Raw genomic sequence first — 26071 nt, 5'->3', positions numbered from 1 at the left:
CTGCCTCGGACCAATAATCAAAGAAATCTCCTTTGCAGAAAGATGATTTTTAATTTCTTCAAATAGCTCCCTTTTAATGATATGCATGCTTTCATTTTAGACCGAGAATTTTAAAAGTCAAGTTTAAAATCTATCCGAGAAATTTTTATTTATTATTTGAAAATTTAAGGGAATTAACTATTTTTTTGAGCAAAATATAATACTAAATAGCCTAAAAAACAAAGTATAAAATAAGCGAAAAAGGTTGCAAGACAGATCCCTTTAATCCCAAGATTATAGACTACTACGAAAAGATAATTAAAAAGTGCATTGGCAAGGATGCCAAGGATGGCAATGAAAAAAACAGGTTTTAGTAAGTTTAGCACTTGAGAAGCTCGGTAAAGAATAGGCCAGATAAACATAAAGGCAAGGCTTAGAGCATAATATTTTGTTGCTTCTGCTGTTAATTCAACATCTACTAAACTAAATTTCCCATAACCAAAAAAGAAAGAAATTAAAAAGTTTGCTAAAATAAAAAAACCTATCATGAAAGGAAGACTTATCAAAAATGAATATTTTATATAAAGATTAATTTTCCCCATAGACGCCTTTACTTCAGATAAAGCAGTTATAGCCATGTGCTCAAGCTTAACTATATTTTTAGGCACTGTTACAACCATTAAACCATAGGTTAAGGCTGAAATTCCTTTCTCACCTGTCAAAGATGCAAAAGCTCTATCAACAAAAATGTATAAATGAAAAACTCCATACAAAGCTGAAAGATAGAAAAAATGCTTCAAAATTAAATGAGCTCTTTCATCAAGATAAAATTTTAAATGAATAAATTCCTTTGCTCTCAAAAGTAAAAATAAAGTTGCCAAAACTTGAGAAATAGAAAAAGAAATAGGAATTACCCTAAAATCGCGAAAAAAATAAAGACCTAAAGCTGTAAAGATAAAACTTGAAACAGAAAAAATTAATTCCCCCACAAAATACTCTGTAAATCTGCGAAGGCTTCTTAAAACTGCTCCAAAATGATGAAAGATAAAGTTTAAAAATAAATATGGAAGAAGAAGAAAATAGGATATACTTAAGTAATCCTTTGCTTCTTTGCTAAAACCTATAGGGATGTGTTTTAAAATTGGATAAAGTATAATTGAAAAAACTAAAATTGAAAAAGACAAAATTAGAGTAAAAGTAAGTAAAAGTGCAGATAAACTTTTAAAATCTTCTTCTCCGTTTAATCTTGCAGAAACTAAGTTTGGAACTCCTATTGAATCAAATACATCGGCAAAAAGAAGAAAAATTCCAAGCAAAGATAAAGCCATAAATACTGCATCAGTCTTATAGCTAAAGCCAAGAAGAATAGCAATAGCTAAATGTTTTAGATATCCAGCTCCTCTTGCAAGAAGATTGAGAAAAGAAGACCTTATAAGGGCATGCCTTATAGCTTCAGGCTTGCTACTAAGGTTTAACAGATTTTTCAGAGGTGCCAAAATGTTTGTATCAATTTTGTTCATTTAGAGATTTCTAATGGTTTTACAATTTGAAAATTTTCTGAAGTTTTGCATTTATTTCATCTTTAAGAGTATCATCGATTTCGCCTATTTCTCCAACTATTAAATCTTTTAATACTGTAACAACTTTATCAAGCTTAATCAAAGAATCCGTTTTTAATCCTGTCTTCTCAAAAGAAGGGTGTTCTTTTGTTAATAAAACATCTGTGTCAGAAATCTTTGTTGGTATTTTTGACGTGATAAATGCCAGAATTACATCATTCTCACTTTCATGAATCACTAAAGCTGTCTCAATTTAGTTAAGGTTAAATCTGTGAATGGAAATGGTACAAGTATTATTTTGCCTTTCATTTGTAAAGCTTTTTCATATCAGAAATTGAATATAAAACTTCATCTTCAAAGAAATCTTTCATTGAAATTTCAAATAATTTCATTATACCTCTTATTTCGTTTTCAGATTTAGACCGTTCATCACGTTCCAATAATTCTAAAAGTAAAGTTTTTATTTCTTGCAACTCTTTCTCTAACTTTGTTTCGAATCTATTCATAGCTTTATCTCCTATTTATTAAGTATGTCTTGGATTTGAACTAATTTTAACACAAAAACTAAAGCTTGGAAATGCTTGCTTTTGTAACTCTAAAGATGTAAATCTATCACGATACTCCTTAAGCCCACCTGCCCATGTTAAATGTAACTTTTTTGTTTGGGACCTTGCTTAAATTTCTTCTCCCATAAAAATTGGGCAAAGTCCTCAAGCTCTTTTCTCAAGTCTTCAGGCAATTCTTTTATAATATCCTCAAGCCTTTTTCTCTCTTGCATCTCTATATACCCTAAAATTTATATTTTCTTTTCTTTATCTAATAACGATTTTAGCATCACAACTAAAATTGGTCAAAGTGACAGGGACGGGTGACATATTTAGTTCTTGCTCACATCAAAAGTCTATAAAAGGGTAAAAATTTTACGATAGTTTTATCTATTTTCACTTCATATTCTAAAGCTAAGTTAATTACCCATGCTTCCTTAGGGTGATATTTCTCAATAAAGCTCCTTAACGACCTTTCGACCGTTGGCTCCTTTAGTTTTTTATATTTTGCTTCTATTGGTATAACCTCTTTGCCAAAATTAATTACAAAATCAACCTCTGCTTTATCTTTTGTTCTCCAGAAATGAACACTTGCTCCTGTAAATCTAAATTTTTCTTTTATTATATTAAAAACAAAATTTTTGAAAAGAAACCCTATATCAGGTGAAAACTCTACTTTACCAAAAAAACCTAAAGCATAATTCCTTAAACCTAAATCATAGAAATATATGACAGGTGATTTAGTAATTTCTTTTCTAACATTTCTAAAATAAGGAGTCAATCTATGAATAATAAAAGTTTTTTCTGCATACCATAAATAGTTTTTAAGAGTCTGAAGGGATATTCCTAAGGTTGAAGACAATTCTGAATAATTAATTAGTCTACCAATTTGACCAGCTAAAAGTTTTATTAATGAACTATAAACATCAACCTTTTCTGATTTAATCAAATAAGATACATCCTTATCCAAATAGCTACGATAAATTTCATCAATTATTCTTACTTTTTCACTAAGCTTTTCTTCAAGAACGACCCTTGGATAGCCTCCAAAATTTAAATATTCATTAAGCAAACTCTCAGTTTTTACTTTTTCAACCTCAAAAAATTCTTCAAGGCTCTCTTCGTAGCGATAATTAGTTTTAAAATTAACAAATTCCTTGAAAGAGACCGGGTATAATTCAAACACTCTTTTTCTGCCAACTAAAGACTCATGGATTTTCTCTTTTAAATCTAAACTGCCTGAGCCAGAAACAATAAATTTGTAAGGCAAGTTTAGGTTGTTTTACCAACCTGCCTCGGACCAATAATCAAAGAAATCTCCTTTGCAGAAAGATGGTTTTTAATTTCTTCAAATAGGTCCCTTTTAATGATGAGCATATTTTTATTTTAGCCCGAGAATTTTGAAAGTCAAGTTTTAAATATACCCGAGAATTTTTTTATTTATTATTTTGAGAAATTAAAAGAACTGACTATTTTTTTGAGCAAAATATAATACTAAATAGCTTAAAAAAAGAATAAATTAAGCAGAGAAGGTCCTCTTTTTTTCCGCTCTAATTACAATATCAAGTTTTCTTGAAATATCTTCGAGTTCAATTAAATCTAAGCCTCTTAGAATTTTATTTATTAGCATATCAATCGTTCTACCAAATCTATTGCATAAAGTTTCCAATTTCTCATAGTCTTCCTCTTTTAGATTATTTAAATCTATATTCAATGCTTTATAATAAGATTTTTCTAACCATTCTTTATTTTTTATCAGCCTTTTTAAATCTTCACAAAATAAAGTTATTAATTCTTCTCTTCGCAAAGACTTCATTATAGCTTAATTCCAGATTCTATCATTATTTTAGTAAATAAATCTTTATATGGATTATCTGTCACAATAAGATCTATCTTCCGATCACCTAAAGCCAAAAATAAATCTACTTTAATCTTTCTTCTTAAAACATCATCTATCTTTTGGGAAATTACAATTAGGTCAATATCACCGCCCTTTTTTTCAGGGTCGGTACGACTACCAAACAAAAAAACTTGAGCATCTTCGTCGTATTGCCTTATAATTCTTTTTATAGCTTCTATTTCTTCAGTAGATAGTCTTACTTTTGATAAACTCATTTTAATCCACAATGTTTACAATACTTTCTTATGATCCTCTCCCATATTCATCATCAAATCTCACGATGTCGTCCTCTCCTAAATATTCTCCGTTTTGAACCTCTATGATTTCAAGTGGGACTTTTCCTGGGTTTTCAAGTCTATGTGGGGTTGACTTTGGCACATAGGCTGATTCGTTCTCATGAACATACATTACTTTATCCCCAATCGTTACCTTGGCAGTTCCTTTCACCACCACCCAATGCTCACTCCGATGGTAATGCATCTGAAGACTTAACTTTGCCCCTGGTTTAACAACTATCCTTTTTATTTTATACCTTGGACCTTCCTCAAGAACAGTATACTCACCCCAAGGACGATAAACCGTCTTATGCTCTAAAGCCTCAACACGATTCCAGGCTTTAAGCTCCTCTACTATATGCTTAACTTTTTGAGCCGACCCCTTTTTAGCAATAAGAATAGCATCATCGGTTTCTACTATGATAAGATCTTTTAAATCAATCGTTGCTATAAGCCTTTTATTCCCTATTATCAATGAACCCTCTGTCTCCTTAGTTAAAACATTACCCAAGATGACATTTCCTTTCTCATCCTTTTCTAACACGTCATAAAGACTATCCCAAGAGCCTATGTCACTCCAATAAATGTCCATCGGAATGGCAACAACCTTTTTTGATTTTTCCATAACAGCATAATCAATTGAAATATCCGGCATCTTATGAAAGTTTGCTATCATAGCCTCTAAAGGATGATTAAAAAGTTGATAAATTTCTGGAGCATAAAGCTTTAGCTCTTCTATCATGGTTTCGATAGTAAAGGCAAACATTCCTGAATTCCAAAAGTAGTTTCCTTCGCTTAAGAATCTTTTTACGGTTTCAAGGTTTGGTTTTTCGGTAAATCTCTCAACTGGATAATAGCCTCCCCGATCTTCACCAGTGATTTTAATGTAGCCATAACCTGTTTCTGGATATAGGGGCTTAATCCCAAAAGTTATAAGATAACCTTGTTTTGCTACCTTTTCAGCTAACCTCACATATTCAATAAATTTTTCTACCGGCTTTATAATGTGGTCCGAGGGGCAAACGAATAAAACTTCAGAAGGCTCAACACTAAGCCTTTCTAAACAATATTTTATTCCAAGGGCTATAGCAGGGGCGGTGTTTCTTCTTGCTGGCTCAAGAAGAATTTTATCGGTAAGGTTTTCAGAAATCTCGTTTAACTCTGCAAGCACATGAAATTTATACTGCTCATTAGTAAGTAAGATAATGTCTTCAGGAGATGAAATTTTTAAAATCCTTTCAATTGTTTGCTGAAGGAGGGATTTTTTGCCATTAAGTTTCAAAAATTGCTTAGGGTAAGTTTCTCTTGATGCAGGCCAAAGCCTTGTTCCTGAACCACCAGCAAGAATTAAAACTTTCATCTACCCTTTTAAAAACCCAAATAAAGTTATAAGAATAGCAAGAAAAGAAAACCCTACTACTATTAACCACTGCATAAAATTAAAACGCCTTTCTAAAGCCTCAAATCTCTTATCCATAGCCTCAAATCTTTTATCCATTGCCTCAAACCTTGCATTCATCTCCCTTTGCAAAGCTTCAAATCTATTATCAATAGCTTCAAACCTTGCATTCATCTCCTCTCTTAAAGCCCTCTGCTCAGCTAATACAGCCTCAAACCTTGCATTCATCTCCCTAAGCAAAGATTCGAACCTCTTGTCATTTGCCTCAAATCTTACTTTCATCTCTTCTCTCAGAGCCTTAAGCTCCTCTTCCACCCTAATAAGCCTCTCAAGCAAAGAAATAGCCTTTAATTCTTTTTCCTTCTCTTGAAGATATTGAGATAAAACCTCAGGAAGAAGAGAAAGTATAATCTGCTTTAATTGTTCCTCAGAAAATTCCTGCATAAGGAAAGAATAAAATACCTGTTAGATTTGTCAAGAGAAGAGTTAGATTTGTCAAGAGAAGAAGAGAGTACGTCAGGAGTATAACCTGACAATCTTTAGCTGTTTTTATGTCAGCCAAAGCTTGATCAAGCCATCCCAAAACTTCCTTTAAGTTCTTCACAGTTTAACTATAAAATTTATTTTTCAAGAAATTTTTAATACCCTAATTTAATCAACATCCATAAATGAGTTTGTAAAATTAGCCCATAAAAAATTTTATGTTATAATTTTATGTAACTTAATAATAATAAGTATAAAGGACATGTTTCAAAATTTAAGCAAAGTAATAAAAATTTGTGGTAATAAAAATTTGTGCGACTAATTCGAGATAAGAATTTTAAAAAGCGTTGAAGACGGATTCAGAAATGGCTCCAAAATCCTCAAATTATAAGCCCTTTAGATATAATTGTTTCTTCAGAACCTGTAAGACCAAAACCTTTACTTTATACAGCAATTGGCTTTATAACAGGCATTTTTTCTTGGAATTTTTGTAGCACTTATTAAAGAGGCGATAAAAAGTAGAACTTAATTTAAATAAAGAAGTAATTAGAAATGTCTAAAATACTTTTAGTTGATGATGATAAAATAGTTTTAAGAGTTCTTTCTAAGATAATCGGAGAAAAAATTAAATTGCCTACTGATCAAGTAATGAATTTTAAAGAATTAGAAAGGGTGGTATCAGAAAATTCTTATTTACTTTGTGTTTGTGATTATCATCTTCCAGATGCTGAGCATGGAGAAGCTATTGATTTTCTTATAAAAAATAAAATTCCTACTATTGTCTTAACTGCATCCTATGATGAAAAGATAAGGGAAGAAATTCTTGAAAAAGGTGTGGTAGATTATTTAGTTAAAGGAACCCCTAATATACTTGAACATGTTATTTATGCTATTACAAGAGCCTTAAAAAATAGAAATACTAAAATTCTTATTGTTGATGATTCCCAGACCGACAGGGCTTTAATGAAAAAAATTTTAAAAAATATGCTTTTTCAAGTATTTGAAGCTAAAAGTGGTTTAGAAACTTTAGAAATATTATCAGCTAATCCAGATATAAAGCTAATAGTTTTGGACTACTATTTGCCAGAAGAAGATACTGTAGAATTAATATATTCTATTAGAGAAAAATTTAAGAAAAATGAAGTGGGAATTATTGTAGTTTCAGGAATTATCAAAAGTAATATGATACCTATTCTTTTAAAAGCTGGAGCAAATGATTTTCTCAGTAAACCCTTTAGTAAAGAAGAATTTATGGTAAGAATAAACAATACCATTGAAATGTTAGATATGATAAAGGAGTTAGAATTTTATGCCTATAGAGATCCACTCACAGGACTTCATAATAGAAGATATTTCTTTGAGGAGGCTCCAAAATTGTGGACTCTTGCAAAAAGGCAGAATTCTAAATTAGCTTGCATAGTTATAGATATAGACGATTTTAAAAAGATTAATGATATTTATGGACACAGCGTAGGAGATGAAGTTTTAAAGGATTTTGCCAAACATCTAAAGAATTTTTTTAGAAGAAAAAGTGATTTAATTGCCCGTACAGGAGGAGAAGAATTTACTTTACTTGTAGGTTATGAAGAAAAAGAAAAACTTTTGGAATATTTGGAAAAATTTAGAAAACATATAGAAGAAAATATTCTGAAACTTAAGGAAAATTCAAAAGAGTTGGAAATAAGATATACTATCTCTATGGGGGTTGAGTTAGAACTCACTAACTCCTTAAAAGAAATGATAATTTTGGCAGACCGTAAACTTTATAAATCAAAAGAAAAAGGAAAAAATAGTATAACTTTTTAAATTTATCAAGATGTTTTTAACCTGTTGTGACTCATTTTAAAATTTTAGCTCTCATAATTTGGTTTATTTACCTAATTTTTCTTTTTATTCTTATTCCCTTTTTATGTAAAAAGCTTGATAATTTTGGAATTTTTATCTTTATTTTTCTGTTTTTGGGAAAATATTTGGGATTTTTTTAATCATAGCAAGTCTAATTTTAGGAACAAAAAACTAAATTGCCAAGAAACAAGCCTCTCTTTTAATGAGCCTACTTTTCTTTTAGAATACGCTGTAGATGTTTTTAAATTAGCCAAATCTTACGGATATTACAATACTTATGTAACAAATGGATATATGAGTGAAAAGGCCTTACAACTTCTTATTTCCGCTGGACTTGACGGAATAAATATTGATATAAAAGGTGATAAAAAAGTAGTAAAGCTTTATTGTAATGCTGATGCGGAAAAAATTTGGAGAAATGCAAAAATAGCAAAAGAAAAAGGTATAAAAACTCTTGAAGCAGGCATAGAAATTGGTAAAGATATAAGACTTAAATATGTTTATTGTGGAAATGTTCCTGGGCATAAATTTGAAAATACTATTGCCCTGATTGTGGAACTATTTTAATTAAAAGATATGCACTTAGTGTTTTAGAATATAATATTTCTAAAGATAAAAGATGCCCAAACTGTAAAAAGGAAATTCCGATTGTAGGAGAATATTTAGGAAATATTAGCTCTTAGGTAGAATGATTACCTCAATTTTTCCTTCTAAAGCCTTAGCAAATTTTTCTGCATCCTTTTCTGAACCAACAATACTTCCATAGTGCATAGGAATAGCTATTTGAGGTTTAATAGTAAGGGTAGCGGATACTGCTTCATCAGCAGTCATAACATATGTTCCTGAAACAGGCAAAAGTGCTATATCTGTTTTTATATCTTTCATTTCTGGAATAAAATCTGTGTCTCCTGCATGATAAATTTTTACTCCCTCTATTTCTACTACAAAACCAAGCCATCCTTTATCCTTAGTATGAAATGTTTTTCCTATATTATAAGCTGGGACAGCCTTTACTTTTATTCCTTTAACTGTCTTTTCTTCTCCTACTTTCATTATTTCTATTTTACCAGTAAGCATTTTGGCTGAATCTTTTTCTGTCACAATAATTGTATCTTCTTTAGCAATTTTTTTTATATCTTCTGGAGAACAATGATCATAATGAGGATGAGTAACAAAGATAATATCTGCTTTAGGGCCTGTTTTTATTTGAAAGGGATCAAAATAAATAATTAAATCACTTTTAATAAGAAAACAATCATGCCCTAACCACTGAATTTTTTTAATCAAATCTTTAACCATTTTTTATCCCCCCTTATTTTTATTTCATTGGTTCTGCAGGTAGATTAGGTATTTGCTCAGTTTCATATACTGCTATAAGTCTTGTATGTTGATATCTTTCATGCTCTTTCATAGATACATTCTTTGGACTATAAAAATCACCAACTCCATAAACACTAAAAATTTCATGAGGAACGTTAATTAAGTATTTTTTAATAATTTCAATAGGTGCAGATGCTCTTTCCTTAGCAAGTTTTTCATTAATCTTTTTATTTCCTAAGGCTGAAGCACTACCTATAGAAATAAATAAAATTTTTCTACCCTTACTTTCTCTGGCAAGATAATCAAGAAAATTAACTAATCTTTGATATTCAAAAGAATTTTCTTTAATTTTACTTGAACCTACAGGGAAAAATATGGTAATTTCACCAGTTCCTTGTTTTTTTGACAATTCTTCAATTAATTCTAAAGTTTTTTTAGCTAACTCTAAATTAGACTGACTTGCCCTTAGTATGTTTTGAGTATTAGCATCAAGTTTTTGTATTTCTTCTTCTAATTTTTTATTAAGTTCTTCCAAATTTTTAGTAGCAGATTCAATATTTGAAGTTTTTTGTTTAAGTTCAGAAAATTCACTCATAGCCATATTATGTGAGTCTACAAAGATTTGAGCAAGCACCTTTGCTTGATCTTTGGATGCTGCACCTGTTATAGTTCCAGAAGGAAAATCAATAGTTTTTGTAGTATTAGATACATCTTTCATATAAAGTTTTGTACTTTCCCCTGCACATCCTGCTAAAAAAATACCTATTACTATAAAAAGTAACCCTATTAAAATGTTTTTTTTCATTATCTCCTCCCAATTTAAAATTTTTGATTCTCCTTATTTTTAAATTTTTACTAAATTTTAAATAAATTTTAAATAAAAGACAAGAGAAAAATTGTAATGGTCTTTGTTTTTTATTGACATTTTAAAAAAGTTGAGTATTTTAAATTAAAAAAATTTGGTTAAAGGTATGTCTCAAGAAAAAATAGTAAATTTAGATCAAAAAATTAAAGCTACTCCTAAAACTTCCATATCTCCTATTAATGAACTTGCCCTTAAAACCACCAAAGAAATTGTTATTAAATTTATAGAAATGGGTAGATGTTCTCCTGCTACTTTTGAAGAAGTTTTTACTCAAGTCTTCTCTGTAGTTAAAAAAACTATAGATGAAGATTAATGTATCTTCTTGCTATCCATGGTAGTCCCAGAAAAAACGGAAATTCTGAAATTCTCTTAGATTATTTTTTAAAAGGTATTAACCAAAAATTTATTTCTTTTGAAAAAATAAGACTTTTTGAATTAAATTATCAACCCTGTATAGAATGTGGTGAATGTGAAACTACTGGAGAATGCATTTTAGATGATGATTTTAAAGAACTTTATAAAAAAATCTGGAATGCTGATTTTTTAGTGGTTTCAACTCCTATATTTTTCTATAGTCATACATCTTATGTACAAGCTTTTTTTGAAAGATTTCAAGCCTTTTGGGCAAGAAAATATCTCTTAAAACTCCCTCACCCTTTTAACAAAAAACCAAAGGGTATACTTCTTAGCCTTGGAGGGACAAAAGGAAAAAAACTTTTTGAAGGAGTGGTAAGAAGTTTCAAATATGTTCTTGATACTATTTATGGAATCTACCTTGGTGGTCTGTTTTTTAGAGGAATAGATAAAAAGGGAGAGATTTTAAATCATAAAGATTATTTAGAACTTGCTAAAAATGTAGGCTTTAAACTTTCTACTCTTTCAGAGAAAGAAATAATAGAATCTCCTGAAAAACTAAACCTTAATACAAGCCCAGCTCCTTAATCTTTCCCATATTTTTTAAAGATTTCTCTATATTTTTTTGCCCTCTTTTCAATATCCTCGGCTTTCCATATATCACTTACAATTGCAACCATATCTGCAGAAAGCTTAATTAATTCTTCAGCTTTATCTAAGGTTATACCACCAATAGCACAAATAGGAATTTTTAAAACTTTTTTTGCTGATAAAAGAATTTCTTTATCAATTATTTCAGATTCTGGTTTAGTAGGAGATGGGAAAAAACTCCCAAAGGCTACATAACTTGCTCCAAGAAATTCCATCTCTTTTGCCCTTCTAATGTCTCCATAGCAGGAAACTCCTATTATTTTATCTTTTAAAATTTTTCTAACTTCTCCAATAAAAGGATCTTCTTTCCCAAGATGGACTCCGTCTGCGTTAGCGGATAAAGTAAGAGAAACTCTATCATTAACTATAAAAATTGCTCCATATTTCTCACAAAGCTTTTTTAAAGCCTTAGCATAGGGAAGCAAAAATTCATCAGAATGGCTTTTATCTCTTAATTGAACAATTTTAGCTCCTCCTTTTAAAGCCTTTTCAACTTTTTCTAAAATTTCATCATTTTCGTAGGGTGTAAGCTTTTCATCAGTTATTACATAAAGACCTGAAAGTTTCATTTTAGAATCTTTCAATAATTTCTACTTCTGGCAAAAACTCTCTAAATAGGTTTTTTGCTTTTTCATAAAAATCTTGGGAATAAGGAGGAATTTCATTTTTCTCTAAGGTCTTACCAGGCACATATTTTTGAAAGGCAATGTATTTAAAATTCTTTAAATAAGGTATCATCTCCTTTAGATCTTTTTCCGAAACTAAGGGAGGGTAAAAGGTAATTCTTATTTCTACTTTTTCAGGCTTAGCTTTTGCTATATTTAATGTTTTTTCTACTTTTTTAAAATCTCCTCCTATTTCATGATACCTTTTAGGCGAGGTTTTAAAATCAATAGCTAAAAAATCAAGAATTCCTCTGTTAAAAAGTGTTTTTATAAGTTCAGGATTAGACCCATTAGTATCAAGTTTTATTGGAAGTCCAATTTCATAATAAATTCTTTCTATAAGATAGATTAGCCTTTCTCCCCAAAGAGTGGGTTCTCCTCCTGTAATAACAACTCCTTTTATAAATCCCTTTCTTCTTGAAAGTTCTTGTAAAATAAAATCTTCAGAAAGATCTTTTAATTTATTATATTCTTCAGGAACAACAAGTTCTATATTATAACAATAAGGGCAACGAAAATTGCAAAGATAAGTATAAATTACTGAAGCTATTTTCCCCGGATAATCTATTAAGCTTGTTCCACGAAATCCTTTTATCATCTTTCAAAACCTAAAACTTTCAAATTTTAGTTAAACCTCTACTTTAAATATGGTGCGTGCAAGAATCCCTATAAAAAAGGAAAGAATTGCAACTCCAGAGCTTACCAAAAACATCTCTAAGAAAAATTTAATAAAAGATCTTTCTTGAACAACACTTACAAAAAAGGTAAAAATAAGAATAATCATTAAGGCACCAAAAAAGGCAATCCCTAAAGCAAGAAGAAAATGAGAAAATATAAAATAAGGAAAAACAAGAACAATTACTGTTAAAATATAAGCTATCCCTGTATAAATTGAAGCCTTTAAAGGTGATCTTTCTCCCTCTTCTGATCTGGTAGAAAGATACTCAGAGGCAGACATAGAGAGAGCTGCAGATATCCCAATAATAAAAGCTGTAATCCCTATAAGTGTAGTATTTTGTAAAGCAAAGGTAAGACCTGCAAGAGCTCCTGTAAGCTCAACTAAAGCATCATTAAGTCCAAGAACCATAGAGCCTATATAATTTAATCTTTCTTCATCAAGCATTAAAGCTAATTCTTTTTCATGATTTTCTTCTTCATATAAAATACTTTGAGCTTCTGGAATTTTCTTAATTAAGTTTGCATAAGCTTTTTCTGCACGCTTTTCATTTCTTTCCATAAGCTTTATTGCAAAGGTGAAACTAAAAATCCAGGCAATAAAAAGATAAAAGAAAGCTTTTATAAAATTAGGCTTGAATTTTTTCCCAGTATATTTACCCCAGATGCTTGCATGTTTCCCTTCTTCTTCAGCAATCCTTAAAAGGGTTTCTCTATTTTTATCTTTCACAAATTTGGCAAGTTTTCTATATACATATTCCTCTGTAATTTCATTTTTTTGAAAATTTTCAATAAGTGCTAAAATTTCTTTTTCCATTAATTTTGATATTATTGACGAATTTTTTGAAAAAACAAGTAAATTTTAGCCCCCTCTAAAAATGAAACTTAGAGGGGGCTAAAGAATTAGATTTTAGAAGTTATAAAAAGCTGATAAAGTAAATCTATTAGCAGTATCTACCCATTTATCGCGTTCTGTTTCAATACGCATAACTTCTACACCTATGCTCATATTATCACTTAATTTATACCAAAAATTGGCAAAATATTGGGTATTTTTGGTAAACTGACGATCATTTAAAGCTTGTGGTCCGATTTGTCCTTTAAGTATTTCTTTATCATTGGGGTCATCAAAACCTGCTCCAATAGTAAAGCTTAAGCGAGGATTTATATTCCATACAAGATCTGCCCACATTCCATAAGCTTCAATAGGCTCACCATAAGCATTTACTCCAAGATCATATCTTAACCATTCTTTATCAATTCCTCTTCCAGTCCAAGCTTCTCCTTTAAATTGAAATTTTTGATCAAAGAGCTTAAAATTAAATAGCCATTCTCCACAAATTAGCCAACGATCAACATCACTTTCAGTAGAAAAATATTTTTTTGGGAAAGAAACATCTTCACGTTTAACTGCATCATGTTTAAAACCCCCACCTATAGCAATCATACTTCCCTTATCAAAAATTTTATTTAAAACCCCATCTTTATATTGAATTCTTGCAAGAGCCCAAGGCATACGCTCTTCAGATGAAGTAGAAATTCTTCTATGCATCATAAGTGAACCAAGGAGTTCCCAATTTTCAAATACCTTTTGTCTAATAGTTAATTGAGGAACTCTCCACCAGAGGTTACCTGCAGCTGTTAAAATTCCGAATTCTATGGTTGATGGATTTAACTGAGATACAGGAATCCAGTCCTGTCCAAAAAGTAAGCTTGTTTTTGTTTTGCTATTGTAAATATCTACATAAGCAAGCCTCATTCTGGGAATAATATTGTTCCCAGAATTGTATCCATAAAAATCTATTTCAGTTTGTCCTTTTACAATCCAGTCACCTCTTTTTTGATAAACAAGTGTTCCAAGTCTTGTATCTCTTGGATTAAAATTAGTAGAATCATTTTGATAGGTAGGATCATATTTATATTGGTCGTTTTTTGAATCATAACTCCATCTATTTTTTACTGTTCCTACAAAGTCGTTATAATATACAATTTGAGCAGTATCGTAATGATAATCCATTTTTACTCTTCCATAAAGTTGCCATTCAAGACCAGGTTTCCCAAAAATAGGTTTTGAATCCTTAGCCACAAATTGGGGAGTTAGCTTTTCAGTTTTTGTTTCCACTTGATTAACTTTTCCTTGCAAATTTTCTATTAAAGCCTGCATAGAAGCCATTTGTTGTTGCATAACCGCTATTTGTTGCTTTAAGGCTTCTATCTGAGCTTTAAGCTCCTCAGGAGTTTCTCCAGCTAAAGAGGTTTTTACAAAAACACCACCCATTATTAAACTTGACAATAAAACCTTTGAAATTAATTTTCCCTTCATCCTATCACCTCCTTTTAAAGGTTTTTAAAATTATGCATTTTAGCTTTACATCAAATTGAAGCTCTCCAAATAATTAAGGAATTTTTTCACAATTAATTTTATTTTCCTTTCAAAGATTTTTAAAAATTTTTGTATTGCAATGTAATTAAATTTAAAGATCAAAAAATTATCTATGTGTGGTTTAAGAGATTTTTTTCACAAAATCTAAAAATTTATCCTGTTAAATTTCTTTCCCCAGATTTTAGAAAATTTAAAGTATATTGAATTATAAAAATCAAAAACTAAATTTTAAAATATGCATTACATAAAGACTGAAGCAAATTTTAAATTAAAAGCAGATATTGAACCAAAGGGAGATCAGCCAAAGGCTATAGAAGAATTAGTAAAGGGTGTTAAAGCAGGAATAAAACATCAAGTCTTACTTGGAGTCACTGGATCTGGAAAAACCTTTACTATGGCAAATGTAATTGCTAAGGTTGGGAAGCCTACTCTGGTTATTGCTCCCAATAAAACTTTAGCTGCACAGCTCTATAATGAATTTAAAAAACTTTTTCCAGAAAATGCAGTAGAATATTTTGTCTCCTATTATGATTATTATCAACCAGAAGCTTATGTTCCTATAACTGATACTTATATAGAAAAGGATGCATCTATTAATGACTTTATAGATAGACTTAGACATTCCGCAACTGCAGCAGTTCTTTCGAGAAGGGATGTAATTGTCGTAGCAAGTGTTTCTTGTATCTATGGTCTTGGTTCCCCTGATGAGTATTTCCAAAAACATCTTTATTTGAGAGTAGGAGCAAAAATAAGAAGAGATGAACTTTTAAGAGCTCTTGTAACTATGCATTATGAAAGAACTGAGATGGATTTTACACGTGCCACTTTTAGAGTAAGAGGAGATGTAATTGAAATCTTTCCATCCAACGAAGAAAAAAGAGCTGTAAGAGTAAGTCTTTGGGGAAATGAAATAGAAGAGATTAAAATCATTGATCCTTTTAGAGGAAAGGTTTTAGGAAAAGTTGATAGTGTAATAATTTTTCCTGCAAGTCATTATGTTACCTCAGAAGATAGACTCAGATGGGCAATAGAAGAAATTAAAAAAGAACTGAAAGAAAGAGTAGAATATTTTAAAAGCAAAGGGCTTTATCTTTTTGCTGAAAGACTTGAAAAAAGAACTCTTTATGATTTAGAACTTTTAAGTGAAATAGGTTATTGTAAGGGAATTGAAAACTATAGTAGATATTTAGATGGAAGAAAACCCGGAGAGCCCCCTTATACACTTTTGGATTACTTTCCGGATGATTTTCTCCTTTTTATAGATGAAAGTCATATAACTATTCCTCAATTAAGAGGAATGTATAGAGGTGATAGAAGTAGGAAAGAAACTTTGGTAGAATATGGTTTTAGACTTCCATCTGCTTTAGATAATAGACCACTTACTTTCGAAGAATTTGAAGAAAGGGTAAACCAAGTAATTTATGTTTCAGCAACTCCAGGAGAATATGAAATAGAAAAAGCAGAAGGAAGAGTTATAGAACAGATTATAAGACCAACAGGTCTTCTTGATCCTGAAGTAGAAGTAAGACCCTCTGAAAATCAAGTTGAAGATCTATTTTTTGAAATTAAAAAAAGAATATCAGCCAAAGAAAGAGTTTTAGTTTGTACTCTTACTAAAAGACTTGCAGAAGAATTGACAGATTATTATAAAGAACTCGGGATAAAGGCATGCTATATGCACTCAGATTTAAAAACCTTAGAGAGAGCAAGAATTATAAGGGATTTAAGAAAGGGAGTTTATGACGTCCTTATAGGAATAAATCTTTTGAGAGAAGGACTTGATCTTCCTGAAGTTTCATTGATTGCTATACTTGATGCTGATAAAGAAGGTTTTTTAAGATCTGAAAGAAGTCTTATACAAATGATAGGAAGAGCCTCAAGAAATGTTAATGGAAAGGCTATTCTATATGCTCAAACTATTACCCCAGCCATTAAAAAGGCTATCGAAGAAACACAAAGGAGAAGAAGAATTCAAGAGGAATATAATAAAAAACATGGAATAATTCCTAAAAGTGTAGTAAAATCTTTAGATGATCCTCTCATGAGAATGGTTGAAGCTGATTTTGTAGATCTGGAAAAAATTGTAGAACCTATTGAAACTTTCGAAAGTTTAGAAACTTTGAGAGCTGAGATTGAAAGGGTTGAAAAAGAAATGAAAGAAGCAGCTAAAAATTATGAATTTGAAAAAGCTGCTATTTTAAGAGACAGACTCTTTTCCTTAAAACAACTTGCTTTACAATGGAGTTAATTTTTAATCTATGCCAAAACTTCCTAAAACCAATCCAAGAGCTGTAGCTCTAAAAATTCTTATTCGCTGGGAAAAAGGGAAACCTCTTTTAGATGAAATACTTTCTCAAGTTTTAACTAAAAGTGTACTTCCTGATGAAAGAGATAGAGCGCTTGTGGGTGAACTTGTTAATGGAGTAGTAAGGCATCTTTATTATATAGATTTTGTTATTTCTCGTGTATCTTTACATCCCTTAGAAAAAATGGATGTAGAAGTAAGAAACATTTTACGTCTTTCTACTTATCAAATAATTTATACCAGAATACCAGAAAGGGTTGCTATTGCGGAGGCTTTAAAGATTCTTTCTCATAGAAAGAGGGGAGATTGGATAAAAGGACTTGTTAATGCAATTTTACATAAAATTGCGGAAAATAAAGATAATCTACCTCAACCCCCAGATTTTAACCCTGTTTTTTATTTATCTATAAAATATTCCTTTCCTGAATGGATGGTAAAAAGATGGCTTGATAGATTTGGTTTTGAAGAAACAGAAAAACTACTTTTAGCAAGCAATGAACGTCCCCCTTTAGTTATAAGAGTTAATATTTTAAAAGTAAGTAGAGATAATTTTTTAACTTTTCTTCAAAAAGAGGAAGTACCTTCCGCTAAAGCTTGCCCTTATAGTCCGGCAGGAATTATCTTAGACGGTTTCAGAGGTAAAGTCACAGAATTAAAAGCCTATCATTTTGGTTGGATAAGCGTTCAAGATTCAGCAAGTCAATTAGTTACTTTTCTCTTAAACCCTAAACCTGGAGAAAAAATTCTTGATGCCTGTGCAGGAGTTGGAGGAAAAACAACCCATATAGCTGAACTCATGCAAAATAGAGGAATTATATGGGCTTTTGACCTTTATCCTTGGAGACTTGAAAAACTTAAAGAAAATTTTCAAAGACTTGGACTTAAAGAACCTAAAGTTTTTCAAGGAGATGTAGTTGAAGAACTTCCTAAATTAAATGCTCCTCTTTTTGATCGTATTCTTATTGATGCTCCTTGTACAGGAACAGGTGTTATCAGAAAACACCCTGATATAAAATGGGCAAGAAAAGAAGAAGATTTTATAAATATTCCAGAAAAACAGTTAAGACTTCTTGAAGGTCTTTCTCCCTTTCTCAAACCTAAAGGTATTATGGTTTATGCAACTTGTAGCCTTGAACCAGAAGAAAATGAAAAAGTTATAGAAAAATTTTTAAAGAAGCATCCAGAATTTGAAATAGAAAATCCTTTAAATGTACTTGAAAAAACTTGTGGACCTTCAGTAAGAGATCTTATAGAAAATAATCTCTATTTAAAAACCTATCCCCATAAACACAATATGGATGGCTTTTTCGCTGTAAGATTGAGAAAAGTTTCCTAACTAAATTTTATTTCTAAGTAATTATTTTTTATGCAGGCACTTTTTATTTCTTTATTTAATAAAACTCTGGGAAGGAAAAAATGTTTTTTAAAATTCCCAATTTTAATAATTAAATCTTCTTCTTTTTGATAAACTTCTAATTTCTCTTCTGAAGGCTCTTTTAATATTAATTTTAAAATATAATTTCCGTTTTTCTCAAAAATTTCAAAGGGTTTGTCTTTAAAAAAGACCTCTGCTGGATTTTTATCTTGATAAATTTTCTTTCCAAATTCTTTTAATTTTTCATATCCTAAAACTTCTTCATAAACTTGAGGAATCATAAAAATTGGAGTCGGCTCAAAGCTTTTTACTATCCTCTCAATATACTTTTTTTGAATCTCATAAAAGGGACTTTCTTTCTCAACCACTCGATTAATGAAAATTGCATCAACTGGAAAACCAAAAAGATGAAGATAAGTAAAGGCTTTTTCTGTTTCTTTTATTACCATTTTCTCAGGATTAACTACCAATCTTACTGAGGAAATTTCCTGATTTTGTAAAAGGTAGTAAAGATTATAAACTTGCCTAAAAAGTTCTTCCAATGCATCGTAAGTTTTTTCCTCAGGAAGAGGCATATCAGTTACTATTTTAGCTGCTGGTCTTATAAATCTCATAAGTTTCCTTTGTAAAGGTAAAATTTTAGTTACCCACCAGCTTGCTGCATCAGGAAGACTTAAAAATCTTAAAGTTTCTCCAGTAGGTGCTGAATCAACAATTATTACTTCATATTTCCCTTCTTCTACATGTTTATTTATCCATAAAAAGGAGGAAACTTCCTCCATTCCAGGTAAAACTGACATTTCTTCTGCTAAAACCTCTTCAATTCCTTGCCATTTAAGAAGACTTTTTAAATACTCCTTTAAAACGCCCCAGAACTTTTCAATGGAGTAATAGACATCTATTTCTTGAGCATAAAAATTTTTAAATATTTCTTTAGGCTCAGGACCTACATCTATTTCTAAAACATCTGAAAGTGAATGAGCTGGATCAACTGAAACTACAAGAACCTTTTTACCAAGTTCTGAAAGATAAGCCCCTGTTGATGCTGAGAGAGTAGTTTTGCCTACCCCTCCTTTTCCTGTAAAAAGAATAATCCTCATTCAATTCTTAAGCCTCAGCTTTTTCAACTTTTACTTTTTTAATTTCCTTTTTCGGTTTTTCTAATTCTTCAATCCTTTTTTCTATAATACTTTTTAAAGCAAGTAACATCTCTTTTCTTGCATTTCTAACGTGAGTTTTTGTTTCCTCAGGAACAAAGGAAAACATTTCTTCTATAAAAGCATCCCAAGCTTGGGCTAAATGTTCCATCCATTTATATTTCATTTTATTTTCCACCTCCTTTTAAATAGTAGCCGGAGATGGGATTCGAACCTATGGCCTGCTGATTACGAAGCAGAACAGGCCAACAAAAACAAAGTAAAAGTGAAGAAAAAAAGAAAAATAACTGACGAAAGTGACGACATAAGTAGATTAGACAAAACCATATTTGTTGAGGTAGAGTTTTTGTAAACACAGCTACAATTTTGCATTTTTACTAACTTTTCTAATAAGTTCATTAAATCATCACATTCATTTTTGTCAAGGTGACACTCAAAACTTCCCTACACCTCTCTACGGGATTAGCGACTTCAGAGTTAAAAATTTGGATGAGAAGCTTTTAAAAGTTCTCATGGATGCGATAGACATAATTCAGAGGGTTTTAGAGCTTGGATGTGAGCTGTTATAAGAGTTAAAGAGACATTTAGAATGAAAATAAAGCATTCTTTAAGGAAGGTAGCAAAGGAGAACCGGGGAGAGGTAGGGAGGGAATAGATTTAGAATAGAGGGTTTATTTGGCTCAATAAAGTTAAAAGTCGAAAAAAACCTTTAGGTAGTGTTTGAAACAGCCACACTAAAATTTTGGGCAAACCTATCATCATTTGATAAAATTTAAAATATAAATAAAAAAAACAAAAAGGGACAGAAGGAAAGAAAGTGCCTTTCCCTCTGTCCCCACTTTTGCTAAAACAATTTAACAGACTTACTGAGAGGTTGCGTTTTCTGATCCAGCCTTTTTACGAATTTGTTTTTGCTCCTTTTTTTGTTCTTTTTGCTGTTGTTTTAGTTCTTTATGTTTTATAATTCTCGTCTTATTTTGAGCTTCTTCTTTAACAACCTGTCCAAATTTCTGTTTTTCATTTTTAGCTTCACTTTTTGCTTCTTCGCTAACTTCTTTACCTATCCCAGCACCTTGATAAGGTTTAGGACCAGCAGGCCCTCCTTGAGGACCCTTTGCATAAACTGCAGAAAATCCTAATAAAGAAATACCTGCTAAAAGAGCTACCAATCTTTTCATATCTACACCCCCCCTGTTTGGTTTTTTATTTATTAATTTTTTTTCAAAAAATATGCCCAATTTTTGAAGTATTAATCTCATCGAAAAGCTTAATTTTTCAATAAATTTTTAAGTAAGAATAAAAAAAGATTTTGCAAAAAAAATTTGCATTTTTGCACAATATGAAACTATAAGTTTAAAGTTCATAGTGACTTTTATTATGCATAAATTCCTTTAAAAACTTCTCCATTTGAGGAAAAATTTCCCAATTAGGAAATAAAAAAGTAGGTTTTTTAATTTGTAAAAAATTACTTTAGAAAGGACATGGTAGTTTAAAGTTATCAAGCATTGGGAAAGCTATCATACCCATTTTATTTTTTAAGTCTTTACACAATTAATGGGACACACCCCCAGTTTAAGAGTATATTTTCTCATCTTTAATTTTTACACCTTGAAAAATTTTATTTGTGTGCTAAAAAAAATTTGGTAATTGCTCATTTTATTCCACCAAGCACATTATACAACATTTCATCTAAGTTAGCCCTAAAATTATACCTGAATTCAAGCTCCTTCAAATAATACACAAAATACTCTCTGCTTACCCCGTGAAATTTAAGAAGCCTTTCCTTGGCATAACTCCAAAACCCTTCTATCCCATTAATATAGACCTTCCCGTTCGAAAACTTAATACTCTTGTCTATCCTCTCATGCTTAAATCCATATATTACCAAACCATCATAAGCCTTAAACTTATCCGTGTATATAATGCTCCCCCTCTTAACCTTCTTTATCGCTTCCCTCAGCAATGTCTCCGCCGTCACATCCTTCACTATCTCTACCTTTACCTTACCTTCCCTCTCAAGTATCCCAAACACTGGTATCTTACCCTTTGCTCCTCTCCCCCTATTACCCTTCCTTCTACCTCCAAAATAGCTCTTGTCCATCTCTACTTCTCCACTTAAAAATTCGTCATCCTCTGAAACAAACTTAAATATGCACTGCCTAATCCTGTTGTAAATCTTGTGAGTAGTATTGTAAGCTAAATTAAGTTCTTTATAAGCCTTATTAACAGGTACTTCCAAGATAAAGAGTTTAACAGCCAGAATAAATTTAGTGAAGGGGACTTTTAAGTCTTCAAGTATACTATCTTTTCTTATGCTCCATTCCTTCCTACATCCGTAGCATTTAAAGAAACTTCTTTTTTTTACTTTCTATCTTTTTTGGTATCCACAAAAGGGACAGCGGTCAAAGGTTTTTAAAATGCCCTTTGCTCTTAAAAACTTTTCTGCTTCCTCTTCGGAAGAGGTAACTTTGAGGAGGTCTACTAAATTCATCTTCATACCCCATGCTTTATCATAGCATGGTGGAATATATTGAGCAATTACCTAAAGATTTTATAAAGCATATTGATGAAGGATTAAAGGTTAGACAATTTACAAAAATTTATACTTGACTTTAGAAAAAATTTAAATTATATAAAATATCTATGAAAAGGGTTCATGTGTTTATTTCTGGGAAAGTTCAGGGAGTTTGGTTTAGGTCTTATACAGAAGCAGAGGCTAAAAAATTAGGAGTAAAAGGTTGGGTAAGAAATCTTCCAGATGGAAGGGTAGAGGCTGTCTTTGAAGGAGAAGATGAAGCAGTAGATAAAATGGTTGCCTGGTGTTATAAAGGATCTCCCTATTCAAAAGTAACAGATGTAGAAGTTATAGAAGAACCATACAAAGGTGAATTTACTGATTTTAGAATACGTTACTAAATTTTAAAATGATAAATCCTGATAGATTAGCCTTAGAGTTTCAAACCCTTCTCCAAATAGAAAGTCCTTCTAAAAAGGAAGGAAAATTAGCTTATTACATAGCTGATATTTTTGAAGCCCTTGGATATAGATGTTTTTTTGATAAGTCTTCTGAAAATACAGGTTCTGAGGTAGGAAATCTCATAGTAAAGATTCCAGGAACTTTGCCTTCCAATCCAATTTTTTTCTGTGCCCATCTTGATACAGTAGGACCCTGTGAAAATCCTAAAATAATCTTTGATAAAGGCGTCTATAGAAGTGATGGTAAAACTATTTTAGGTGCAGATGATAAATCAGGAATTGCTATACTTATTGAAATTGCAAAAGTTTTAAAGGAAAACGTATTTAATCATCCTCCCATAGAATTTATTTTTACCACTTGTGAGGAAATAGGGCTTTTTGGGGCAAAATATTTAGATCTTAGTTTAGTTGATGCTAAAGAGGGATTTGTCCTTGATAGCGAAAATCCTACAGAAATTATAAATGCAGCTCCTTCTTCTTATCAGTTTCAAATTGAAATAAAAGGTAAATCGGCTCATGCAGGATTGGAACCAGAAAAAGGAATAAATGCTATACAAATTATTTCTAAAGTTATAGCTGATCTCCCTGTAGGGAGAATTGATGAAGAAACTACTATGAATATAGGAATTATAAATGGTGGAAATTATGTAAATATTGTTCCTGATTATGCTTTTGCAAAAGGGGAAATGAGAAGCCATAAAGAAGAAAAACTTACAAATCTGCAAAAGACAATTCAAGATCAACTTGATAAGGTAATAGCTTTATATCCTAAAATAGAAGAAGGGATTCCCTCTGGAAAAGTAAAATTTGAAAGGGTTTTTAAAGCCTTTAATATTCCTTTAGATGATCCTTTATGTAAACTTGTTCAAAAAGCTGGAGAAAAACTTGGCTTAGATATTACTTTTAAGAGAAGAGAAGGTGGTTCTGATGCCAATGTTTTTAATGAATATGGATTAAAATGTCTTATATTAGGAACAGGTATGCAAAAGGTACACACTACAGAAGAATTTATTAGATTAAAAGATCTTATTATTGCAGCAAATTTTGTTCTTGAAATTATAAAAACAAAAGGTGAAATGGGTTAAAAAGTTTCTTAATTTTTTCTTTCCTGAAAGTTGTAAAATCTGCCAAAAACCTTTAGAAAATAATGATATCCTTGTATGTGCTGAATGTTTTCAAAAACTGCCTTTTATGAAAATTTACTGCAAAAGATGTGGAAACCCTCTTGAAGAATCCTTAATCAATTATTTACCTAATAGACCTATTACTTATTGTAGTTATTGTGAAACTAAAAAGCTCTATTTTGATGAAGCCTTTGTTGCCTTTGCTTATAAACCTCCTATCTCAGAATGGATAAAAGAGGTAAAATTTGGAAAAGATTTTTCTTTGGGGTATAAATTGGGTATCTTTTTAAGAAAGACTTTAAAAGATCAAATTCCTAAAGTAGATTTAATAATACCTTTACCTTTATCTTTAAAAAGACTTAGAGAAAGAGGATTTAATCAGAGTTTTCTTCTAACATGGGGGTTTTTAGAAAAAAAACCCTCTCATAAATTTTTAAAACGCATCATACACACTAAAGTTCAAACAGAACTTTCTCAGAAGGAAAGATGGGAAAATGTTAAAAATGCTTTTTTAGCAACTGATGAGGTTAAAGAAAAATCTGTATTAATAATAGATGATGTAATGACAACCGGAGCAACTTTAAATGAAGCGAGTAAAGCTTTAAAAAATAAAGGTGCAAATAAAGTTTATGTAATGGTACTTGCAAGAAGCACTCTTTAAAGAGGAAATTATGCTAAAATTAAGTCTTTCCCAAATTGAAGTGAAAGATGATTTAAAAATTAATCTAAAAAAAATTAAAGATTTTATACAAATCTCTAAAGGAGATCTTGTCATTTTCCCAGAACTTGCTTTAACAGGCTATAAATTTAGATTTTCTTCTTTTTCTCAAGAAATTATTAATTCAGCCTTACAGGAAATTCAAAAACTAACTCATATTTATAAAAAATCCGTTTTAATTGGTGCTCCCTTTTATGAAAATAACCAAATTTATAATGCTACTTATTTTATCTCCTCCCAAAAAATAGAAGTGGTAGCTGAAAAATTTTTACTTTTTCCAGAGATAGATAAAAATTTTACCCCTGGTAAAAAAAGAAAGCTTATTGAAATTAATGGCTTTAAGATTGGTGTTATTATATGCTTTGAGTTAAGAAGTCCTGAAATAATAAGAAATTTAATAAAAGAAGGAATGGATATATTGGTTGTTACTGCTCAATGGCCAGAGGTAAGAGCAAATCACTGGGGAAGTCTTCTTAAAGCAAGAGCTATTGAAAATCAGATATTTGTGGTAGGTGTGAATGCTATTTCAGAGATAGATAATATTAGAATACTTGGTAAATCTTTAGCCTTTTCTCCCTTAGGCAATCCTCTTTTAGAAGTATCTGAAGAAGAAAAAATTATAGAATTCATTATACCCAAAGAAAAAGATAAAATCCCCTATCCACTTAGAACTCCCTATTTAGAATTTTTTGAGAAAGTAAAATCTATAGAAGAGTTAAAGGAACTTATTAAAAAAAGAAGAGAGAAAGGTCAGATCATGGTTTTTACTAATGGATGTTTTGATATTTTACATGCAGGACATATTCATTATTTAAGTTCTGCAAGAAGTTTGGGGGATTTTTTAGTTGTGGGGTTAAATAGCGATAAATCTGTTAAAAAAATAAAAGGTTTCTTAAGACCAATAAATTCTGAAAAAGAAAGAGCTTATGCGCTTTCAGCTTTAGAATGTGTAGATTATATTGTTTTCTTTGATGAAGAAACACCAGAAAGATTAATAAAGGAACTCAAACCTGATATTCTTGTTAAAGGTGCTGATTGGGAGGAAGAAAAAATTGTAGGAGCAACTTTTGTTAAAAGCTATGGTGGTAAAGTGGAAAGAATACCTTTTAAATTTGATATCTCAACTACTAAAATTATAGAAAAAATTTTAAAAATTTATAAAAATTAAGCAATCTCATCAAGTAAATTAGAAATCATTGCACGAGCAATTTCTTTATTGGAAACATTATAAGTACCTGATTGAATTTGAGCTTTTATTTGAGCAACCTTTTCTTCTCTAATTTCTGGCATGGTAAGAATTTTCTGAACTGCACTTTCTATCAATTTTTGAGAAGAAACCTCTACTACTTCAGTATGAGAGGAAGATATTTCTTTAGTTTTTGTAGATCCTACTTTTAATTTTTCTTCCTTTTTAATTGCTTCTTTTATATTTTTAAGATCTTCCAAATTTTTAGGAGGATACCCAGTAATTTTCATAAAGTTCACCTCAATTTATATTATATATCGACAATAATTAAT

The 26071-nt window shown here is 30.7% G+C and carries 29 protein-coding genes and 1 pseudogene; 10 read left to right on the top strand and 20 right to left on the bottom strand.

Annotation, left to right across the window (positions count from 1 at the left end; genetic code table 11):
- Positions 1-173 precede the first annotated feature (173 nt).
- The 9 genes from TOPB45_RS01720 to TOPB45_RS01680 all read right to left on the bottom strand — a co-directional run bounded on the left by TOPB45_RS01720 (position 174) and on the right by TOPB45_RS01680 (position 6101).
- Complete coding sequence (locus TOPB45_RS01720) at positions 174-1499, bottom strand: lipid II flippase MurJ (protein ID WP_013909138.1); 1326 nt, start codon at positions 1497-1499, stop codon at positions 174-176.
- A 19-nt stretch (positions 1500-1518) separates the two neighbouring features.
- Entirely contained in the window at positions 1519-1776 is a 258-nt protein-coding gene (locus TOPB45_RS01715; protein ID WP_049774809.1) for a type II toxin-antitoxin system PemK/MazF family toxin, read from the bottom strand.
- Positions 1777-1843: 67 nt separating this feature from the next.
- Positions 1844-2044: a hypothetical protein gene (locus TOPB45_RS01710; protein ID WP_013909137.1), complete on the bottom strand. Its 201-nt coding sequence runs from the start codon at positions 2042-2044 to the stop codon at positions 1844-1846.
- Between the two features lie 137 nt (positions 2045-2181).
- The gene (locus tag TOPB45_RS08975; RefSeq protein WP_201763799.1) at positions 2182-2316 is read right to left on the bottom strand and encodes a DUF2281 domain-containing protein; all 135 of its coding nucleotides are present in this window, start codon (positions 2314-2316) and stop codon (positions 2182-2184) included.
- Positions 2317-2426: 110 nt separating this feature from the next.
- A complete protein-coding gene (locus TOPB45_RS01700; protein ID WP_013909136.1) occupies positions 2427-3353 on the bottom strand; it encodes an ATP-binding protein in 927 nt (308 codons plus the stop codon).
- A 249-nt stretch (positions 3354-3602) separates the two neighbouring features.
- On the bottom strand, positions 3603-3899 hold the full coding sequence (locus TOPB45_RS08970) for a hypothetical protein (protein WP_013909135.1): 297 nt from the start codon (positions 3897-3899) through the stop codon (positions 3603-3605).
- Positions 3899-4198 carry a nucleotidyltransferase domain-containing protein gene (locus tag TOPB45_RS01690; RefSeq protein ID WP_013909134.1) on the bottom strand — a complete coding sequence of 100 codons (300 nt, stop codon included), beginning with the start codon at positions 4196-4198 and terminating at the stop codon, positions 3899-3901. The genes TOPB45_RS08970 and TOPB45_RS01690 overlap by 1 nt, the downstream gene beginning before the upstream one ends.
- Positions 4199-4226: 28 nt before the next feature.
- Entirely contained in the window at positions 4227-5618 is a 1392-nt protein-coding gene (locus TOPB45_RS01685; RefSeq protein WP_013909133.1) for a mannose-1-phosphate guanylyltransferase/mannose-6-phosphate isomerase, read from the bottom strand.
- Entirely contained in the window at positions 5619-6101 is a 483-nt protein-coding gene (locus tag TOPB45_RS01680; RefSeq protein WP_013909132.1) for a hypothetical protein, read from the bottom strand.
- A 591-nt stretch (positions 6102-6692) separates the two neighbouring features.
- Here TOPB45_RS01680 and TOPB45_RS01675 point away from each other — a divergent pair.
- Together TOPB45_RS01675 and TOPB45_RS01670 are read left to right on the top strand one after the other, a co-directional pair.
- Positions 6693-7946: a GGDEF domain-containing response regulator gene (locus tag TOPB45_RS01675; RefSeq protein WP_013909131.1), complete on the top strand. Its 1254-nt coding sequence runs from the start codon at positions 6693-6695 to the stop codon at positions 7944-7946.
- Positions 7947-8069: 123 nt separating this feature from the next.
- Positions 8070-8552 (top strand): radical SAM protein, encoded by a 483-nt coding sequence (locus TOPB45_RS01670; protein WP_049774808.1) that lies wholly within the window; start codon positions 8070-8072, stop codon positions 8550-8552.
- Positions 8553-8657: 105 nt separating this feature from the next.
- Here the strand turns inward: TOPB45_RS01670 and TOPB45_RS01665 are convergent, their stop codons facing one another.
- Both TOPB45_RS01665 and TOPB45_RS01660 read right to left on the bottom strand, forming a co-directional pair.
- Complete coding sequence (locus TOPB45_RS01665; RefSeq protein WP_013909130.1) at positions 8658-9284, bottom strand: MBL fold metallo-hydrolase; 627 nt, start codon at positions 9282-9284, stop codon at positions 8658-8660.
- A 19-nt stretch (positions 9285-9303) separates the two neighbouring features.
- On the bottom strand, positions 9304-10110 hold the full coding sequence (locus tag TOPB45_RS01660; protein WP_013909129.1) for an OmpA family protein: 807 nt from the start codon (positions 10108-10110) through the stop codon (positions 9304-9306).
- Positions 10111-10276: 166 nt separating this feature from the next.
- Between TOPB45_RS01660 and TOPB45_RS01655 the strand changes: the two genes are divergently transcribed.
- Complete coding sequence (locus TOPB45_RS01655) at positions 10277-10483, top strand: hypothetical protein (protein WP_013909128.1); 207 nt, start codon at positions 10277-10279, stop codon at positions 10481-10483.
- Entirely contained in the window at positions 10483-11112 is a 630-nt protein-coding gene (locus TOPB45_RS01650) for a flavodoxin family protein (RefSeq protein WP_013909127.1), read from the top strand. The genes TOPB45_RS01655 and TOPB45_RS01650 overlap by 1 nt, the downstream gene beginning before the upstream one ends.
- Here the strand turns inward: TOPB45_RS01650 and thiE are convergent.
- The 4 genes from thiE to TOPB45_RS01630 form a co-directional block, all read right to left on the bottom strand.
- The gene (gene thiE, locus TOPB45_RS01645; protein ID WP_201763798.1) at positions 11109-11759 is read right to left on the bottom strand and encodes a thiamine phosphate synthase; all 651 of its coding nucleotides are present in this window, start codon (positions 11757-11759) and stop codon (positions 11109-11111) included. The two genes, TOPB45_RS01650 and thiE, sit on opposite strands and share 4 nt — an antisense overlap.
- Complete coding sequence (locus tag TOPB45_RS01640) at positions 11746-12438, bottom strand: anaerobic ribonucleoside-triphosphate reductase activating protein (RefSeq protein ID WP_013909125.1); 693 nt, start codon at positions 12436-12438, stop codon at positions 11746-11748. Before TOPB45_RS01640 ends, thiE begins: the two co-directional genes overlap by 14 nt.
- 30 nt (positions 12439-12468) lie before the next feature.
- Positions 12469-13332 (bottom strand): VIT1/CCC1 transporter family protein, encoded by an 864-nt coding sequence (locus TOPB45_RS01635; RefSeq protein ID WP_013909124.1) that lies wholly within the window; start codon positions 13330-13332, stop codon positions 12469-12471.
- Positions 13333-13425: 93 nt separating this feature from the next.
- Entirely contained in the window at positions 13426-14838 is a 1413-nt protein-coding gene (locus TOPB45_RS01630; RefSeq protein ID WP_013909123.1) for a hypothetical protein, read from the bottom strand.
- A 295-nt stretch (positions 14839-15133) separates the two neighbouring features.
- Here TOPB45_RS01630 and uvrB point away from each other — a divergent pair, with 295 nt between their 5' ends.
- Both uvrB and rsmB read left to right on the top strand, forming a co-directional pair.
- Positions 15134-17146 (top strand): excinuclease ABC subunit UvrB, encoded by a 2013-nt coding sequence (gene uvrB, locus TOPB45_RS01625; RefSeq protein WP_013909122.1) that lies wholly within the window; start codon positions 15134-15136, stop codon positions 17144-17146.
- A 10-nt stretch (positions 17147-17156) separates the two neighbouring features.
- Positions 17157-18539: a 16S rRNA (cytosine(967)-C(5))-methyltransferase RsmB gene (gene rsmB / locus TOPB45_RS01620; protein WP_013909121.1), complete on the top strand. Its 1383-nt coding sequence runs from the start codon at positions 17157-17159 to the stop codon at positions 18537-18539.
- On the opposite strand, the gene TOPB45_RS01615 is transcribed toward rsmB, so the two are convergent.
- The 4 genes and pseudogenes from TOPB45_RS01615 to TOPB45_RS01595 form a co-directional block, all read right to left on the bottom strand.
- Entirely contained in the window at positions 18536-19678 is a 1143-nt protein-coding gene (locus tag TOPB45_RS01615; RefSeq protein WP_013909120.1) for an ArsA family ATPase, read from the bottom strand. The two genes, rsmB and TOPB45_RS01615, sit on opposite strands and share 4 nt — an antisense overlap.
- A 7-nt stretch (positions 19679-19685) precedes the next feature.
- A complete protein-coding gene (locus tag TOPB45_RS01610) occupies positions 19686-19901 on the bottom strand; it encodes a hypothetical protein (protein ID WP_013909119.1) in 216 nt (71 codons plus the stop codon).
- Between the two features lie 697 nt (positions 19902-20598).
- Positions 20599-20913 (bottom strand): hypothetical protein, encoded by a 315-nt coding sequence (locus TOPB45_RS01600; RefSeq protein ID WP_013909118.1) that lies wholly within the window; start codon positions 20911-20913, stop codon positions 20599-20601.
- Positions 20914-21386: 473 nt separating this feature from the next.
- Positions 21387-22226 (bottom strand): annotated as a pseudogene (locus TOPB45_RS01595) (IS1595 family transposase).
- Positions 22227-22378: 152 nt separating this feature from the next.
- Between TOPB45_RS01595 and TOPB45_RS01590 the strand changes: the two are divergent.
- Genes TOPB45_RS01590 through rfaE2 form a run of 4 tightly spaced genes read left to right on the top strand, consistent with a single transcriptional unit; the run spans position 22379 to position 25721 of the window.
- The gene (locus TOPB45_RS01590) at positions 22379-22651 is read left to right on the top strand and encodes an acylphosphatase (protein WP_013909117.1); all 273 of its coding nucleotides are present in this window, start codon (positions 22379-22381) and stop codon (positions 22649-22651) included.
- 8 nt (positions 22652-22659) lie between these two features.
- A complete protein-coding gene (locus TOPB45_RS01585; protein WP_013909116.1) occupies positions 22660-23796 on the top strand; it encodes a M20/M25/M40 family metallo-hydrolase in 1137 nt (378 codons plus the stop codon).
- Positions 23783-24496, top strand: coding sequence for a ComF family protein (locus tag TOPB45_RS01580; protein ID WP_013909115.1), 714 nt, complete (start codon positions 23783-23785; stop codon positions 24494-24496). The genes TOPB45_RS01585 and TOPB45_RS01580 overlap by 14 nt, the downstream gene beginning before the upstream one ends.
- Before the next feature lie 10 nt (positions 24497-24506).
- On the top strand, positions 24507-25721 hold the full coding sequence (gene rfaE2, locus TOPB45_RS08720) for a D-glycero-beta-D-manno-heptose 1-phosphate adenylyltransferase (RefSeq protein WP_013909114.1): 1215 nt from the start codon (positions 24507-24509) through the stop codon (positions 25719-25721).
- Here the strand turns inward: rfaE2 and flgM are convergent.
- The gene (gene flgM / locus TOPB45_RS01570; RefSeq protein WP_013909113.1) at positions 25718-26029 is read right to left on the bottom strand and encodes a flagellar biosynthesis anti-sigma factor FlgM; all 312 of its coding nucleotides are present in this window, start codon (positions 26027-26029) and stop codon (positions 25718-25720) included. The two genes, rfaE2 and flgM, sit on opposite strands and share 4 nt — an antisense overlap.
- Positions 26030-26071: the final 42 nt, after the last annotated feature.

This window comes from Thermodesulfobacterium geofontis OPF15 (assembly GCF_000215975.1).
Lineage (GTDB): Bacteria > Desulfobacterota > Thermodesulfobacteria > Thermodesulfobacteriales > Thermodesulfobacteriaceae > Thermodesulfobacterium > Thermodesulfobacterium geofontis.
Note: the sequence above shows the minus strand (reverse complement) of the source record. Positions and strands in the feature narration are given on the sequence as shown.